Below are 15,408 nucleotides of genomic sequence, written 5' to 3' on the forward strand. Positions count from 1 at the left end.
GGTGCGGCCGAACGTGGACCGCTCGTTCAGACGAACGGGCGGTTCACCTCGCTCACCAGCTCGCCGCGGTGCACCTCGTCGAAGACGGCCCGCGCCTTCTCGGCGATCTCCGGCGCGGCCCTGCGCAGCTCGGCCGCGTCGGCATCGCGGATGCCGTCGTCGGCGACCCCGGCCCGATCGAGCAGGCCGGCGAGGTCGGACAGCTCATCGCGCAGCCACTCGAACGGGCTCGCGGTGAGCCGGTCGCTCCACTCCCGCCGCACGGGCTCGGTGCCCTCGAACCGCGAGTGGTAGTGGGCCCGGTCGAAGGACTCCGGCGGCGAGCCGACGGCCACGAAGATGTCGGCACGCCACACCGGGCGGTCGATCACGACGCGCTGGGCGGCGAACTCGGTGCCCTGCCAGTCCTGGCGCTCGCGGATCCGCAGCTCGAGCCGGACGCCGCGCTCCGGCCCCTCGTCCTTCGCGCCGGCGCTGGTGTTCTCGAAGTGCATGTCGCGGAGGAGGACGCCGACGCGTTCGAAGATGTAGCCGTACAGCATTCGAGCTCCGTTCTGCGCGAAGTCCGGTTGGGCACCATGGTGGCCCCGGTCGGCTTCGCCCGGTACCGGCAACCGTGCGCCGACCCGATCGTGTGCTGGTCCGCCCCAGCCATCGCTACTCTGCGTCCATGGCTGGTCAACCGCTGCCACTGCCGCGGATCGACGGCGACGCGGTGTCGTTGCGGGGAGTGGCGCGAGTCCGACATCCCGCGCCTGGTCGAGGCGTTCAACGATCCGGTGATCGTCGGAACGCTGCTGGACCCGGTGCTGCCGTTCACCGAGGAGCACGCCCGAGCCCGGCTGGAGCGCTTCGAAACCGCGCGCCGCGACCGCGCCGGGGTGACGGCCGCGGTCGTCACCGACGGCCCGGCGATCGGGTTGCTCGGACTCACCGGTCTCGACTGGCAGCACGAGTCGGGCACGCTCGGGTACTGGATGCACGCCGACGGGCGTGGGCGGGGGCTGGCGGCAGCCGGGGTGAACCTGTTCGTCGCGTGGGCCTTCGAAACCCTCGGGCCGGCCCGCGTGGAACTGACCACCTCCCCTTCCAACACGGCGTCCCGGAGCCTCGCCGCGCGGTGCGGCTTCGTCTGCGAGGGCCGCCTGCGCTCGCACCTGCGAGGGACGGACGGCCGGCGGGACTCGATGCTCTACAGCCGGCTGCCCGTCGACCCGGTACCGGCGGCCGGGTGAGGATGTCAAGGGACGGGATGTGCCGGTCCCGCCCGGTTCGGCGACACTGTGTCGCTGCCGCCGGCCGCGGCGGCTGATCGACACTCGCACGAACGCCACCCGGGACGTGGAGGTCGCATGAACGAGCACAGCCGGTCCACCGAACTCGCCGATCTCCCCGCCGTCGACCTGGTCGCCGGCTACCGCACACGCACGCTCTCACCCGTCGAGGTCGTGGAGTCGGTGCTCGACCGCGTGCAGGCGTGCGAGCCGCTGCTGTGCGCGACCTACGCCCTGGACCCCGACGGCGCCCGCGCGGCCGCGCGCGAATCGGAGCGGCGGTGGGGCAGGGGAGAGCCGGACGGGCCGGTCGACGGCGTGCCGGTGACGATCAAGGAGAACATCGCAACCAGGGGCGTCCCCGTCCCGCTCGGCACCGCCGCGACCGAGCGGGTCCCGGCCGCCGAGGACGCACCCGCCGCCGCCCGGCTGCGCGAGAGCGGCGCGGTGATCCTGGGCAAGACCACGATGCCCGACTACGGCATGCTCTCCTCCGGCGCCTCCAGCTTCCACCACCTCGCCCGCAACCCATGGAACCCCGACCGAACCCCGGGGGGCTCGAGCGCAGGCGCGGGCGCGGCGGCCGCCGCCGGCTACGGGCCGCTGCACGTGGGCACCGACATCGGCGGTTCCATCCGGCTGCCGGCGGGCTGGTGCGGGATCGTCGGGCTCAAACCGAGCTTCGGCCGCATCCCGGTCGACCCGCCCTACATCGGCCGGGTCGTGGGCCCGATGACCCGCACTGTCGCCGACACCGCGCTGCTGGCCTCCGTGCTGGCTGCGCCCGACGAGCGCGACCACACCGCGCTGCCGCCCGCCGACATCGACTGGGCGGCGCTGGACGGCGACGCCCGGGGCCTGCGCATCGGCCTGCTGCTCGACGGCGGCGCCGGGCTCCCCGTCGAGCCGGCCGTCACCGACGCGGTGCGGGCAGCCGCGGAGCGGTTCGAGGCCGCGGGCGCGGTGGTCGAGCCGCTCGCGCCGATCCTGACCAGGGAGATGCTCGACGGCCTCGACCTCTTCTGGCGCTACCGCGCGTGGAACGACATCAGCGCCCTGCCGGAGCAGCGCCGCGCCCACGTCCTGCCCGACATCGCGGCGTGGGCGGCGGGTGCGCGGGATGCCTCCGCGGCGCAGGTCTTCCACGGTTTCAGCCAGATGGACGCGATCTCGGCCTCGGCCAACCGGGCGGTGCGCGGCCTGGACTTCCTGCTCTCTCCGGTCGCCCCGATCCCGGCCTTCCCCGCCGAGCAGGCGTATCCGACCGGTGACTCGCGGCTGCCCATGGAGCACATCGCCTTCACCGTGCCGTTCAACATGTCAGGCCAGCCCGCGGTCTCGGTCAACTGCGGATACACCCCCGACGGGCTGCCCATCGGCCTGCAGATCGCGGGACGCCGGTTCGACGACGTCGGGGTGCTGCGGCTGGCGAGCCTGCACGAGCGGATCCGCCCGCCGCAGCGTCCCTGGCCGTCACCCGTCGGCAGCAGGACCGCGGGCTGACGGCCGCCTCGCGGCGCACCGCTTCGGCGACGTCGTCCGATGCCGCGCCGGCTCGGCGAGTTCGACGTCGATCGGGCCGTCTCCAGCGCCGGCTCGACGGGCTGGAGGTCCACTTCGGACGGCTGGCGTCAGCCGTCGAGCAGCTCGCTGAACCGCCGCAGGTCGACGTTGCCGCCGGAGAGCACGACGCCCACCCGGCCGCGCGCGGGTGCGCGCCCGGCGAGCAGCGCAGCCAGAGCGGTCGCGCCGCTGGGCTCGACGACGATCTTCAGGCGTTCGAACAGCAGCCGCATCGCCGCGCGGATCTCGTCGTCGGAGACCAGCACGACCTCGTCGACCAGGCGCCGCACGACCTCGAACGTCAGCTCGCCGGGTGCGGTGATCGCCTGACCGTCGGCGATCGTGCGGGGCACCGGGATCTCGACCCGGTGGCCGGCCGACAGCGACCGCCGCACGTCGTCACCGGCCTCGGGCTCGACCCCGATCACCCTCGTCGCCGGACTCAGCGCGCGCACGGCGGTCGCGCAGCCGGAGATGAGACCGCCGCCGCCCACCGGCACCACGAGCGCGTCGAGCTGTCCGGCCTCCTCGACCAATTCCAGCGCAGTGGTGCCCTGGCCCGCCATCACGTCGTGGTGGTCGTAGGGCGGGACCACCGTCAGCCCGTGCTCGGCGGCGAGCTGCTCGGCGATCTGCCTGCGGTCCTGCGAGTAGCGGTCGTAGCGGACGATCCGGGCGCCGTACCCGGCGGTCGCCTCGGCCTTGGCGACCGGGGCGTCGTGGGGCATGACGATCGTCGCCGTCGTGCCCGCCAGCCGTGCGGCCAGTGCGACGGCCTGCGCGTGGTTGCCCGACGAGTACGCCGCGACTCCCCGTTCGAGCCGGGCGGAGTCGAGCCGGGAGATCGCGTTGTAGGCGCCGCGGAACTTGAACGCACCCACCCGCTGGAAGTTCTCGGCCTTGAGCAGCACCTGAGCGCCGAGCCGTTCGTCGAGGGTCCTGGAGGTCAGCACCGGTGTCCGGTGCGCGACCCCGCGCAGCCGTTCCGCCGCCGCCTTGACGTCGTCGAAGGTCAGCACATCGCTCACCGAGCACCCCCGTGTGATCGCCGATGCACCACTGTATTCCGCGGGATGCCGTCGGCACAGGCCCCGGGCGGGGTCACCAGGTCCGGTTGTCCGGGCCCCAGCTCTCCGGCAGCCCGGCCGTGGCCAGGTCGATCGCGCGCTCGACCAGTTCGACCATGCGGTCCAGCTCCCGGCTCGGGTCCGCGCACATGGCCTCCATGCCGATCCGCAGCGCGGCGTAGACGACGCCTACGAGGATCCGCGGGCGCATGTCCGCGGCGGGGTCGACACCCTCGCGCTCGGCGATCTCGGTGGTCAGCCGCTCCTCGGTGGCCGCGGTCCGGCGCAGGTTGCCCGCCAGCAGCGCGGGCGTCTTGTTGATCAGGTGCTGGATCCGCAGGAAGCGCCGGACCCCCTCGCTCGTCGCCGAGTCGCGCACCATCGCGAGCACCGCGTGCCGGAGGGCGGCCAGCGGCGCCTCCCGGGACGGACGCGCCCGCAGCGCCTCGACCACCAGTTCGTCGAACGCGGCGGCCTTGGCCAGCGCGATGTCCTCCTTGCCCGCGAAGTAGCGGAAGCACGTCCGGGGCGAGATGTCGACCTGCGCGGCGATCTCGTCGATGGTGGTGGTGTCGTAGCCGTTCTCCAGGAAGAGGTCCACCCCGGCGTCGATCAGCGCTGACCTGGTGCGCTGCTTCTTGCGGGCGCGGAGGCCGACCTGCTCGGCGGGGACGCTCATGGCGTTCATTGTGCCGGACGGCAGTGGACGTCATTGGTCACTCGATGACGAGCGGCACACGATGACCTAAGACACTGGCCGCCATATGTCAGTCGCTGACACTTTATGTATCGTCGGGGACGGCAACCGCACAGCCGCGAAGGAGCGATCATGTCGTACAAGAGCCTGGAGGTCCGCCTGGCCGCCCGTCCCAAGGGATGGCCGACCGATGAGACCTTCGAGTTCGCCGAGGTCGAGGTCGGCGAGCCCGCCGAGGGGCAGGTGCTGGTCCGCAACCTCGTGATGAGCGTCGACCCGTCGATGCGGGGCCGGATGAACGCGGGCAAGTCCTACGTCGAGCCGTTCGAGGTCGGCGAGCCGATGACCGGCGGCGCGCTCGGCGAGGTCGTGTCCTCCCGCGCCGAGGGCGTGCAGCCGGGCGACCTCGTGGTGCACTGGCAGGGCTGGCGCGAGTACGCGGTCGTCGACGGCAAGCGCACGCTGAAGGTCGATCCCGACGCGGCCCCGCTCAACGCCTACCTCGGCGTGCTGGGCATGATCGGGATGACCGCCTACGTCGGCCTGGTGGAGATCGCTTCCGTCAAGGAGGGCGACGTCGTCTTCGTCTCCGGTGCCGCGGGCGCGGTCGGCGCGGTGGCCGGCCAGATCGCCAAGCTCAAGGGCGCCTCCCGGGTGATCGGCAGCGCGGGCAGCGCGGAGAAGGTCCGCTACATCACCGAGGAGCTCGGCTTCGACGCCGCGTTCAACTACAAGGACGGCCCGGTCTACGACCAGCTCAAGGCCGCCGCGCCCGACGGCATCGACGTCTACTTCGACAACGTGGGCGGCGAGCACCTGGAGGCCGCGATCTCGGTGCTCAACGACTTCGGCCGGGTCGCCGAGTGCGGGATGATCTCGCAGTACAACAACTCCGAGCCGCAGCCCGGTCCCCGCAACATGACGATGCTGGTGCAGAAGCGGCTCACGCTGCGCGGGTTCATCGTCATCGACCACGCCCACCTGCGGGACCAGTTCCTGGCCGAGGTCGGCCAGTGGCTGCGCGAGGGCAGGATCCACTACACCGAGACCGTCTACGAAGGACTGCGCAACGCGCCCGAGGCGCTGCTGGGCATGATGCGCGGTGAGAACACCGGCAAGACGCTGGTGAAGATCGCCGACCGGAGCTGAGCGCCGGTTCCCCGCCCCCGGCGCGGGGCGGGGAACCTACTCGGTCCGTCTGGCGCGCACGAACGCGTCGATGCCGTCGAGGATGCGCTGCAACCCGAACTCGAAGGTGTGCTCGGGGTCCTGCGCCGAACCGTGCGCCTCGCCCGCCGCGGAGCCGACCCTGGCCGCGGTGGGGAAGCGCGCCGGATCCATGATCCGGTTGAGCAGGGGAGCGTGCGCGTGCCACCACTGCTCGTCGCTGACCCCGGTCCGCTGCTCGGTCTGCGCCGCCTCCACCGAACGCCGGGCCGCGCCCTCCACGTGCCCCAGCACGAGGCTGAGCATCGAGTCCATCTCGACCTCGGACAGCCCCAGCCCGGCCACCGCGCCCAGCTCGTAGTCGTACTTGGCGATGACGTTGGGCCCCAGCACCGCGCGACCGGTCGCGACCTGCAGCATCCACGGGTGCCGGTGGTAGAGCGCCCAGTTCTCGCGCGCGATCCGCTCCAGCCTGCCGCGCCAGTCGCCGTCGGCCTCGGGGCGCGCGGTCTCGCCGTAGACGGTGTCGAGCATGGCGTCGAGCAGCTCGGCCTTGCCGGGCACGTAGGTGTAGAGCGACATCGTGCCGACGCCGAGCCGCTCGGCGACCCGCCGCATCGACAGCGCCGCGATGCCCTCGGCGTCGGCGAGCTCGATCGCGGCGGCCACGATCCGGTCGGCGTCGAGGTCCGACCGCCCCCGGCGCCCGCCCCGCTGCCGGCTCCGCCACAGCAGGGCCAGGCTGCGGGCGGGATCACCGCCGCCGCTGTACTCCGTCGCCATCGGTCCACCCATCGCCGAACAACGTCCGGTACATGCTACGGCGGGAGTGGCCGGCGCCCGAAGTGCGGCGCGGTCGTCACTCGGCGGGGTGGGTCCGCAGCCATTCCGCCCAGGTGGTCTTGCCCCGGCGTCCGTCCGGACACGTGATGTGGGTGGCGATCCGGGTCAGCCTGCGGGGAGCGGGCACGGTGACCACCTTCCTGGAGCGGTGCCGGGCGCGCTGCCACTGCTCGACGACCTCGGCGAAGGTCAGCACCTCGGGACCGCCGAAGTCGGTGCGGTGCCCGCCCGGGCCCTCCGCGAGGCATTCGACGACGTACTCGGCGAAGTCGCGGGCGTCGACCGGCTGCGTCGGCAGCGAGGTCGGCAGCGGCAGCACCGGCAGCCGGGTCGCCTTGCCGAGCATCCGGTCGAGCAGCCAGTGGAACTGGGTGGAGCGCATGATCGACCACGGCACGTCGGCGACGCTGACCAGTTCCTCCGCGGTGTGCTTGAGCCGCAGGTACGGCCCGACCGGGCGGTCGACGCCGACGATGGAGATGTAGGCGAAGTGCCCGACCCCGGCGTCGGTCGCGGCCTCCAGCAACCGGGCCGTGCCGTCGACGTCGACGTCGGGCGGACTGCGCCAGAAGTCGGCGGGCAGCAGGTAACCCCGCTGCGCGGCGGGCGACATGGTGGCCGCGTGCAGCACGACCCGCGCGTCGGCGACCAGTTCGGCAACGCCTTCGCCGGTGGCCAGATCGCCCTGCACCCACTGCACGTCGTCTTCGGCGCCCGGACGGCGGGTCAGCACCCGCACCCGGTACTTCGGCCTGAGCAACTCGACGAGCTCGCGCCCGAGATGTCCTGTGCCTCCGGTGACTGCGACGGTCTCCATGGCACCCCCGAAGCCGGTTCGGCGTTTTGTCCTCACTGTCCCATTGCGCAGTGGGGGTGGCGACTCGGTTCGGGCCCGCTCGCGGTCAGCCGAATGGTTGACTTCGCAACTTTGCTCACTAGTGTGGGTTCGCATCCGGGCCGTGGGCCGCCGAGGCCCCGCAGAGCGACGGAGAGCGGATGAGCGTCTACGACGAGCGCCCATGGCTGGCCCGATACGACGCGGGGCAGCCGCACGACATCGAGCCGGAGTTCGCCAACGCGCTGGAGATGTTCGCGGCGTCGGTGCGCGCGGCACCGGACCGGCCGGCGGTGAAGTACTTCGACGGAGTGCTTTCCAGGTCCGAACTGGACGAGCTGTCGGACGCGTTCGCCTGCGGGCTGCTGGACCGGGGCATCCGGCGGGGCGACCGGGTGGCCCTGTTCCTGCAGAACGTCCCGCAGTTCCTCGTCGCGCTGCTCGGCACCTGGAAGGCCGGCTGCGTCGCGGTCGCGATCAACCCGATGAACAAGCAGCGCGAGCTTTCCCTGCTGCTGCGCGATTCCGGCGCGCGGGCGCTGGTCTGCCTGGAGTCGCTGCACGGCCCGGTCGCCGGCCCGGTCCTCGGCGAGACCGACGTGGAGCTGGTGATGACGACCTCCGAGCTGGAGCACCAGTCCCGCGACGACCCGCGCGTCCTCGGGGACGTGCGGCGCATCCGGTGCGAGGGTGCCGAGGACATGTCCGCGCTCATCGAGCGCTTCCGGGGACGGCGTCCGCCCGCGGTCGAGCTCGGCCCCGACGACGTTGCGGTGCTGACCTACACCTCCGGCACCACCGGGCCGCCGAAGGGCGCGATGAACACCCACCGCAACCTCGTGTTCAACGCCCGCGCCGTGCGGGACTGGGTCGGCATCGGCGAGTCCGACGTGGTCTTCGGTGTCGCGCCGCTGTTCCACATCACCGGGATGGTCGCGCACGCGGCCCTGGCGCTGCTGACCACCGCGCCGCTGGTGCTGTTCTGCCGCTTCGAGCCGAACGCGGCCGTCGACCTCATCCGGGAGCACCGGCCGACCTTCACCATCGGCTCCATCACCGTCTTCATCGCCCTGATGAACGCGCCCGAGGCGACGAGCGCGGACCTGAGCTCGCTCACCCGCGTCTACTCCGGCGGGGCTCCGATCCCGCCGAGCACCACGAGGGCGTTCCAGGAGCGCTTCGGGCACTACATCCACAACATCTACGGGCTCACCGAGACGACCGCGCCCACGCACGCCGTTCCGCTGCACGGCGAGGCACCCGTCGACCCGGAGTCGGGCGCGCTGTCGATCGGGGTGCCCATGTACAGCACGGTCGCCCGGATCGTCGGCGACGACGGGGCCGACCTGCCCGCGGGGCGGATCGGCGAGGTCGTGGTGCGCGGGCCGCAGGTCGTCGCGGGCTACTGGAACAAGCCGGAGGAGACCGCGGGCGCCCTGCCCGGCGGCTGGCTGCACACCGGCGATGTCGGGTACATGGACCATGTCGGCTGGTTCTACCTGGTGGACCGCAAGAAGGACCAGATCAACACCGGCGGCTACAAGGTCTGGCCACGCGAGGTCGAGGACGTGCTCTACGAGCACGAGGCGGTGCGCGAGGCGGCCGTGGTCGGCGTTCCCGACGAGTACCGGGGCGAGATGGTCAAGGGTTTCGTCAGCCTGCGGCCGGGGCTGACCGCGAGTCCGGAGGAACTCGTGGACTTCTGCAGGCGCCGGATGGCCGCGTACAAGTACCCGCGCCAGGTGGAGGTCCTGGAGGAGTTGCCCAAGACCGCGACGGGCAAGCTGCTGCGCAGGCAGCTGCGTGCACGCTGAACCGGTATCCCGGAACCTGTTCGGCCCGCCGCCCGGCGTGGTAGAGATTAGTCGGAGCGCCTACGGCCGGATCTCTGCGAGGTGAGCGGTGTCCCTGGTCAACAACCCGTTCGACGTCCTGCCCGCCGACTGGCGGACCGCCCTGCTGGTGGGCCGCGTGCACGATCCCGACGAGCAGGGGCCTAGCGTCGTCGTGGTCGCCGGTGACGAGCTGCTCGACATCTCCGGTGCCGCGCCGACCCTGTCGCAGCTGCTGGAGTCCGAAGACCCGGCGGAGCTGGCGCGCACCGCGCAGGCGCGCAAGAGCTGGCCGCTGGCCGAGGTCCTGGACAACACCCTGGGCGACCGCACGGGCCCGCACCTGCTCGCACCCGCGGACCTGCAGGTGATCAAGGCGGCCGGGGTGACCTTCGTGCGCAGCATGCTCGAGCGGGTCATCGAGGAACGCGCGGCGGGCGATCCCGACCGGTCCGCGCTGATCCGGGCGCAGGTCGAGGCCGCGATGGGCGGCACGCTGGCCGTGGTCGACCCCGGCTCGCCCGAGGCGGCGGCGGTGAAGGAGTGGATGGTCCGCGACGGCCTGTGGTCGCAGTACCTCGAGGTCGGGCTCGGGCCGGACCCGGAGGTCTTCACCAAGGCACCGGTGCTGGCCGCGGTCGGCACCGGCGCCGAGGTCGGCGTGGCCGAGGACTCGCGGTGGAACAACCCCGAACCCGAGCTGGTGCTCGCGGTCCGGTCCGACGGGCGGATCACCGGGGCGACGCTGGGCAACGACGTGAACCTGCGCGACGTCGAGGGCCGCAGCGCGCTGCTGCTGCCCAAGGCCAAGGACAACAACGCCTCCGCCGCGCTGGGGCCGTTCCTGCGGCTGTTCGACGACGGCTTCGGCCTCGACGACGTGCGCCGCACCGACGTGCGCCTGGAGGTCGTCGGCGAGGACGGGTTCGTGCTGGACGCGCTGAGCTCGATGCGCGAGATCAGCCGCGACGTGCTCGAGCTGGTCGCCGCGACGGTCGGGCGCCACCACCAGTACCCGGACGGCATCATGCTCTACACCGGCACGCTGTTCGCGCCCACCGAGGACCGCGATGCCGAGGGCGCGGGCTTCACCCACCACCTCGGCGACGTCGTCCGGATCTCCTCGCCCCGCCTGGGCACGCTGGCCAACCGCGTCAACCACGCCGAGAAGTGTCCGGAGTGGACGTTCGGTATCGGCTCGCTGATGACGAACCTGGCCGCGCGCGGACTGCTGGGCTGACCGGCGCCGGCGGCTGACCGGCGCGCGCGGCGGGCGCTGGCACCCGGCGGTGAGCGGCCAAGCGTCCGGGGGCTACGAGGTCAGCCGTCCATGGGCAGCCAGTTCCCCATGTAGTCGTAGGAGAACTCGCCTCCGCGCTGCTCGCCGTCGACGATCTCGCCGAACCGCGGCGCATCGGCGCTCACCGTCTCGAACGGTGCGCCGCTCGCGGTGCCGTCGCTGCGCACCACGACCTCGTCCTGCTGCCCTCGGTACTCGGTGGTGACCACGAGCTCCCACTTGCACCAGCAGCGGCTGGTGACCGCGGTCAGCTCGAAGCCTTCCTGCTCGTCCTTCGCCAGGGTGAGGTTGTGGCTGTGCAGGTAAGGCGTGCTCGTCTGGCTCTCCTCGTCGAAGGTGCGCACGGCGCCGTCGGCGTCGAGGTCGACCATCACGCGCTCCAACGGTTCACCGCCCTGGGTGCCGGCGTAGAGCATGGTGCCGTCGGGCACGGGCAGCCGTTCCAGCACGCGGGCCCGCATCCCGACCACGGACACGGTCTCGCGGCGATGCCCGGTCAGCACCACCTTGTACCTGGTGGCGCTACCGCAGTCGGGAATGCACGCGGAGAGGAAGCGCCGACCACCCAGCGCGGACATCTGCTCGGCGGCGGTCTCTTCCTGACTGGTGGGGCCGTTGCCGATGTCGGCGCTCTCCAACTGCGCCGAGATGCGTCCCGCCTCGGCGATTTCGGCGGGGGACAGGGCCTTCTCGAACACCCAGTTCCACCCGTCGCCGTTGACGTCCCACAGCTGCTCGACACGTGCCACCACCGGAGGTTCGGTCTCCAGCTGGGCATCCTCGTGCCGCTTGACGGATTCCTGCGCGAGGACTTCCTGCTCCGGGGCCCGCTCGAAGGTCACCCACGCGCCGTACTGCGCACTCACCAGCGCGATCACCAGTGGAATCACGACCACGGTGGCGACCGTTGCGCCGATCGCCCACCACTTCCCGTGGTTCCGCGACGGCGTCCGCCGACCGGCCCCCGCAACCCGAACCCTGCGCCCGCGCCTGCTCATGGCCCCTCCAGGTGACCAGTCGGGCACACATCGTAGCAAGCCGAGATCGCCGCAGAACGCGGTTCAGGGCAATTCCGGCATCAGGGAAGTCCCGAGTGAGGATCAGTGCGCGGGCGCGGGCACGCCGGGGCGGGCCCACTCGCGGGTGTCGACCACCGCGCCGTCGGCCAGCAGGGCGTGGACGTCGTGGCCCGAGGTGAAGGTGGTCAGGGGCGCGAGTCCCAGCGCGGTGGCGGCGATGAACGATCCGCCGATCAGGTTCACGTCGCAGGCGGTACCGATGCGGAACAGCGACTGCGACTCCGAGGTGACGTCGTCGTCGCCCCCGGCGCGCAGCACGATCCGCTGGTCGGGCGCGACCGCGCGGGCCGCCACCGCCACGGCGATGTTCTCCAGCACGTCCGAGGACACCGCCACGATCGCCCTGGCGCGGCGCAACGACAGCTTGCGCAGCAGGAAGCGGTCGCCGCCCCGCCCGAACATGACCGGGATGTCGAGCGACCTGGCCAGCGGCACGCACGGCGCCGACCGGTCGCGCTCCACCGCCACCACGCCGATGCCCAGCCGCTGGAGCTCCGTGCACAGCCGCGTACCGACCTGGCCGAGCCCGACGACGATGACGTGGCCACGGCGCGGAACGGCGCGGGCGCCGACGATGCCGGTGAAGCGCCCCGAGGTCATCCGGTCGACCAGGCCCGCGGTGAACAGCGCCGAGAAACCCAGCACGCACAGAAGGGTCAGCGTCGACAGCGCGTGGTACCAGGCGGGGGCGTGTTCGGCGGCTTCGCTGGCCGAGACCGTCGTCAGCGTCTTGGCCGCGTTCCACGCGGCGGTCACCCCGGGCTCGTGCAGCACCAGCACGCCGAGCACGGTGTCGAGCAGGAACACCAGTAGCAGTCCCGCCAGGCCGGCGAGCAGGGAGCGGGTCGTGCCCTCCAACGGCCGGAGCTGGGCGTGGACCCAGTTGCGGACCGGGCGCCTGCCGTCGATCTCGTGCTTGCTCAGCGGCGCCGCGGACAGCCCCACCGGCGTGCGTGTCACGCCGACATAGCGCCCGGACGCGGTCGAGGTGAGGCTGACCAGTTCGTCGGCGATGCACGGGCCGAGCAGGGCGGGCACCAGCGCCTCGGTCATCCCGATCACCTTGCAGTTGGGCACCGACCGGACGACCTCGCCCGCCACGGTCCGGTCGAACAGGGTGACCAGCAGGGCGACGCCGGGCCTGGCGTGCTCGACCATCAGCGCGTAGCGCAGCACGCGGATGTCGTCGCGCGACACGATCACCACGACGTCGACCTCGCCGGCCAGCGCGTCGGCGAGGTCGACCGCGGTGGGCGAGCCGAGCCGGCTCAGCTCCGCACCCCAGCGGACGGCGTGCTCGGCGACGGAGTCGGCGAGGTCGTCCTCACCGATCAGCAGCAGGCGCATCAGGCGACCCCGTCGACCGGCCGGACGGAGGCGGCGCGCCCGCGGCGGTGGCGGGTCGGGGAATCGACGGCCATGGGCGGTGTCCTCCTGGGTCTCGGCGTTGCGATGACCCTAGGCAGCGCTCGCGGCGGGCGGCATTGTGCGAACAGCTACCGTTGGCCGCTCCCGGTTGGGCGATCCGCCAAGCTGATCGCCGCCCGCCGCGGCAGCCGCCGCGCGGCGACGAGACGCGGCTCACTTTCCTGTTGCGTTGTAACGGATTTCCGGTAACGCGCGATCAAGGGGGTGAAGGGGTGAGAAGATCGTGTTCGTCGTTGTCGTTGCTCTGTTCTTCGTGCTGATCATGGGTGCCATCATGTTCACCGACCTGGTCGAGGGCGGTGCCACCGAGCTCAAGGCGTCGCTGGCCGGCCTGGTCCGGCGCGCCCGCTCGCACTGAGCACAGTGGACACGCCGCCCGGCGGCGTGTCCACTCCGCTCGTTCAGCCCTCCAGCCGCTCCACCTTGTCGACCAGGAAGACGTAGCTGAGCGCGCCCATCAGCGCGACGCAGCTCATGAACACCAGTCCGCCGGCGAACGACCCGGTCGCGTCGACGATCATGCCGATGACGATCGGGGTGCTCGCGCCGCCGAGGTTGCCGACGAAGTTGAACACCCCGCCGGTGAGTCCCACCATCCGCGACGGTGCGATCTCCGGCGGCAGCAGCCAGGAGATGGCGGCCATGCCCTGGGCGAAGAACGCCACGGACATGATCGCCACGATCAGTCCGACGTCGTCGACGTAGTTGGCCGCGACGATGACGGTCGCCAGGAACAGCCCGGTGATGATCGGCGTCTTGCGCGCGACGTTGACCGAGACGCCGCGGCGCAGCATCGAGTCCGACCACCAGCCGCCGAGCAGCACGCCGGCCAGGGCGGCCAGGTAGGGGATCGAGGCGTAGAAGCCGGCCTCCATCAGCTCCAGTCCCCTCGACTGGGTGAGGTAGCTGGGGAACCAGGTCAGGAAGAAGAACATCGCGCTGTTGATCGCGAACTGGCCCAGGTAGATGCCCCACAGCCGCTTCCTGGTCAGCAGGTAGCGCAGGTCGGCCCAGTTGAGCTTGGCCGAGCTCGGCACCACGTTGGCCCGCCCCAGGTGCCGCTCCTCGATGTGGGCCAGTTCGTCGTCGTCGACCCGCGGGTCCTCCTGCGGGGTGTTGCGGATCTGGCGGAACCACACCACGGCCCAGACCAGGCCCGCCACGCCGGTGACCACGAAGACCGACTGCCAGCCGAACGCCACGACCAGCATCGACAGCACGGGCACGGCCAGCGCCAGCCCGACGTACTCGCCCGCGGTGTAGATCGCGGTGGCGCGACCCCGCTCGGAGCTGGGGAACCAGGACGCTGCCAGGCGTCCGTTGGCCGGGAAGGCGGGGGCCTCGAGTACCCCCAGGCTCGCGCGGACCGCGAACAGCGAACCGAACCCGCGGGCCAGCGCGGTCGCCACCGTGGCGAGCGACCACAGCACCAGGGCCCAGCCGAAGGCCAGCCGCGGCCCGATCCGGTCCAGCAGCCAGCCGCCGGGGATCTGCAGGAACGCGTAGCCCCACGAGAACGCCGAGAGGATCACGCCCAGCTCGGTGGCGCTGAGCCCCAGGTCGTGCTGGATGTGCGGTGCCGCGACCGACAGGTTGGTCCGGTCCAGGTAGTTGATCGCCGTGCTGACGAACAGGACCGCGAGGACCACGTAGCGGATCCTGACGCGTCGTTTCCGGACCGCCGGGTGGTTCGTGCTGCCGTTCTGGGCCTGTACTGCCATGTCCGCTCCTGGGTAGCCGAGGACCCGATCACTGTGTTCGCATTACGCACACTTGTTCTTATCGCGAATGTAGGGAATGTAAGGACGGGTTACAGGCGTGTCAATGGCCGCGTCCGCCGAAGAGCGCCGGAGGTCGCCCGGGATGCGAAGGTCGAACGGGCGGTCTCAACCGCGTTCGCGGCGACTAGCCTGGAGGGATGGCGAGCCGCCGGCCCAATCCCGCGCAGTGGGTCTGGTACGCGTTCGGCGGCCGGCTGCCGGACCGGTATGCCGAGTGGGTGCTGCACGACGTCACCTGCCGGACGTGGCTGCTGCGCCACGTCGCCCGCGCGCTCACCCAGATGCTGCCGTTCTGCGCGCTCGTGCTGCTGCTCCCCGGTCCGCTGTGGATCCGGCTGACCTCGATCGCGCTGGGGCTGATGGTCGGACTGTTCTACTCGTTGTGCTTCGCGGTGGAGATGGCCGAGCACCGGGTGATCAAGCACGGCTACCCGCCGGGCATCGGGCGGCAGACCCGGACGCTGAACCGGGACGTGCGCCGGGCCGAGCGCCACGGCGTCGGATACCACCCGTGGTGGGAGTGAGCAGGTGGCCGTTTCCCG

At 71.8% G+C, this 15,408-nt stretch carries 15 protein-coding genes; 7 read left to right on the top strand and 8 right to left on the bottom strand.

What is annotated here, in order from left to right:
* Positions 1 to 26: 26 nt before the first annotated feature.
* Complete coding sequence (locus tag SACE_RS16495) at positions 27 to 542, bottom strand: hypothetical protein (protein WP_009942348.1); 516 nt, start codon at positions 540 to 542, stop codon at positions 27 to 29.
* 36 nt (positions 543 to 578) lie between these two features.
* On the opposite strand from SACE_RS16495, the gene SACE_RS16500 reads away from it, so the two are divergent.
* Positions 579 to 1,235 carry a GNAT family N-acetyltransferase gene (locus SACE_RS16500; protein WP_009942347.1) on the top strand — a complete coding sequence of 219 codons (657 nt, stop codon included), beginning with the start codon at positions 579 to 581 and terminating at the stop codon, positions 1,233 to 1,235.
* 117 nt (positions 1,236 to 1,352) lie between these two features.
* A complete protein-coding gene (locus tag SACE_RS16505; RefSeq protein WP_009942346.1) occupies positions 1,353 to 2,777 on the top strand; it encodes an amidase in 1,425 nt (474 codons plus the stop codon).
* A gap of 128 nt (positions 2,778 to 2,905) precedes the next feature.
* Here the strand turns inward: SACE_RS16505 and SACE_RS16510 are convergent, their stop codons facing one another.
* Positions 2,906 to 3,856 carry a threo-3-hydroxy-L-aspartate ammonia-lyase gene (locus SACE_RS16510; RefSeq protein WP_009942345.1) on the bottom strand — a complete coding sequence of 317 codons (951 nt, stop codon included), beginning with the start codon at positions 3,854 to 3,856 and terminating at the stop codon, positions 2,906 to 2,908.
* 82 nt (positions 3,857 to 3,938) lie between these two features.
* Positions 3,939 to 4,583: a TetR/AcrR family transcriptional regulator gene (locus SACE_RS16515; protein WP_011874023.1), complete on the bottom strand. Its 645-nt coding sequence runs from the start codon at positions 4,581 to 4,583 to the stop codon at positions 3,939 to 3,941.
* Positions 4,584 to 4,733: 150 nt separating this feature from the next.
* Here SACE_RS16515 and SACE_RS16520 point away from each other — a divergent pair, with 150 nt between their 5' ends.
* A complete protein-coding gene (locus SACE_RS16520) occupies positions 4,734 to 5,750 on the top strand; it encodes an NADP-dependent oxidoreductase (RefSeq protein WP_009942342.1) in 1,017 nt (338 codons plus the stop codon).
* 36 nt (positions 5,751 to 5,786) lie between these two features.
* On the opposite strand, the gene SACE_RS16525 is transcribed toward SACE_RS16520, so the two are convergent.
* Together SACE_RS16525 and SACE_RS16530 are read right to left on the bottom strand one after the other, a co-directional pair.
* Positions 5,787 to 6,551, bottom strand: coding sequence for a TetR/AcrR family transcriptional regulator (locus tag SACE_RS16525; protein ID WP_011874024.1), 765 nt, complete (start codon positions 6,549 to 6,551; stop codon positions 5,787 to 5,789).
* Between the two features lie 76 nt (positions 6,552 to 6,627).
* Entirely contained in the window at positions 6,628 to 7,428 is an 801-nt protein-coding gene (locus tag SACE_RS16530) for an SDR family oxidoreductase (RefSeq protein ID WP_009942340.1), read from the bottom strand.
* A gap of 179 nt (positions 7,429 to 7,607) precedes the next feature.
* On the opposite strand from SACE_RS16530, the gene SACE_RS16535 reads away from it, so the two are divergent.
* Both SACE_RS16535 and SACE_RS16540 read left to right on the top strand, forming a co-directional pair.
* A complete protein-coding gene (locus SACE_RS16535; protein WP_009942338.1) occupies positions 7,608 to 9,260 on the top strand; it encodes a long-chain-fatty-acid--CoA ligase in 1,653 nt (550 codons plus the stop codon).
* 88 nt (positions 9,261 to 9,348) lie between these two features.
* Positions 9,349 to 10,518 (top strand): fumarylacetoacetate hydrolase family protein, encoded by a 1,170-nt coding sequence (locus SACE_RS16540; protein ID WP_009942336.1) that lies wholly within the window; start codon positions 9,349 to 9,351, stop codon positions 10,516 to 10,518.
* Positions 10,519 to 10,598: 80 nt separating this feature from the next.
* Here SACE_RS16540 and SACE_RS16545 read toward each other — a convergent pair whose 3' ends face one another.
* Both SACE_RS16545 and SACE_RS16550 read right to left on the bottom strand, forming a co-directional pair.
* Positions 10,599 to 11,474, bottom strand: a complete 876-nt coding sequence (locus SACE_RS16545; RefSeq protein WP_009942334.1) for a hypothetical protein — start codon at positions 11,472 to 11,474, stop codon at positions 10,599 to 10,601.
* Between the two features lie 204 nt (positions 11,475 to 11,678).
* A complete protein-coding gene (locus SACE_RS16550) occupies positions 11,679 to 13,004 on the bottom strand; it encodes an NAD-binding protein (RefSeq protein ID WP_009942333.1) in 1,326 nt (441 codons plus the stop codon).
* Positions 13,005 to 13,308: 304 nt separating this feature from the next.
* Between SACE_RS16550 and SACE_RS39745 the strand changes: the two genes are divergently transcribed.
* Positions 13,309 to 13,443 carry a hypothetical protein gene (locus SACE_RS39745; RefSeq protein WP_009942332.1) on the top strand — a complete coding sequence of 45 codons (135 nt, stop codon included), beginning with the start codon at positions 13,309 to 13,311 and terminating at the stop codon, positions 13,441 to 13,443.
* Positions 13,444 to 13,486: 43 nt separating this feature from the next.
* Here the strand turns inward: SACE_RS39745 and SACE_RS16555 are convergent, their stop codons facing one another.
* Entirely contained in the window at positions 13,487 to 14,806 is a 1,320-nt protein-coding gene (locus SACE_RS16555; RefSeq protein ID WP_009942331.1) for an MFS transporter, read from the bottom strand.
* Between the two features lie 197 nt (positions 14,807 to 15,003).
* Between SACE_RS16555 and SACE_RS16560 the strand changes: the two genes are divergently transcribed.
* Positions 15,004 to 15,390: a DUF5313 family protein gene (locus SACE_RS16560; protein ID WP_009942330.1), complete on the top strand. Its 387-nt coding sequence runs from the start codon at positions 15,004 to 15,006 to the stop codon at positions 15,388 to 15,390.
* The last annotated feature ends 18 nt before the right edge of the window (positions 15,391 to 15,408 follow it).

Origin of the sequence: Saccharopolyspora erythraea NRRL 2338 (assembly GCF_000062885.1) — a bacterium.
Lineage (GTDB): Bacteria > Actinomycetota > Actinomycetes > Mycobacteriales > Pseudonocardiaceae > Saccharopolyspora_D > Saccharopolyspora_D erythraea.

Bases quoted from the DNA above. Each gene is read 5' to 3' on its own strand.
- SACE_RS16495 (WP_009942348.1), bottom strand. From the start codon at position 542: ATGCTGTACGGCTACATCTTCGAACGCGTCGGCGTCCTCCTCCGCGAC.
- SACE_RS16500 (WP_009942347.1), top strand. From the start codon at position 579: ATGGTGGCCCCGGTCGGCTTCGCCCGGTACCGGCAACCGTGCGCCGAC.
- SACE_RS16505 (WP_009942346.1), top strand. From the start codon at position 1,353: ATGAACGAGCACAGCCGGTCCACCGAACTCGCCGATCTCCCCGCCGTC.
- SACE_RS16515 (WP_011874023.1), bottom strand. From the start codon at position 4,583: ATGAGCGTCCCCGCCGAGCAGGTCGGCCTCCGCGCCCGCAAGAAGCAG.
- SACE_RS16520 (WP_009942342.1), top strand. From the start codon at position 4,734: ATGTCGTACAAGAGCCTGGAGGTCCGCCTGGCCGCCCGTCCCAAGGGA.
- SACE_RS16525 (WP_011874024.1), bottom strand. From the start codon at position 6,551: ATGGCGACGGAGTACAGCGGCGGCGGTGATCCCGCCCGCAGCCTGGCC.
- SACE_RS16530 (WP_009942340.1), bottom strand. From the start codon at position 7,428: ATGGAGACCGTCGCAGTCACCGGAGGCACAGGACATCTCGGGCGCGAG.
- SACE_RS16535 (WP_009942338.1), top strand. From the start codon at position 7,608: ATGAGCGTCTACGACGAGCGCCCATGGCTGGCCCGATACGACGCGGGG.
- SACE_RS16550 (WP_009942333.1), bottom strand. From the start codon at position 13,004: ATGCGCCTGCTGCTGATCGGTGAGGACGACCTCGCCGACTCCGTCGCC.
- SACE_RS16555 (WP_009942331.1), bottom strand. From the start codon at position 14,806: ATGGCAGTACAGGCCCAGAACGGCAGCACGAACCACCCGGCGGTCCGG.
- SACE_RS16560 (WP_009942330.1), top strand. From the start codon at position 15,004: ATGGCGAGCCGCCGGCCCAATCCCGCGCAGTGGGTCTGGTACGCGTTC.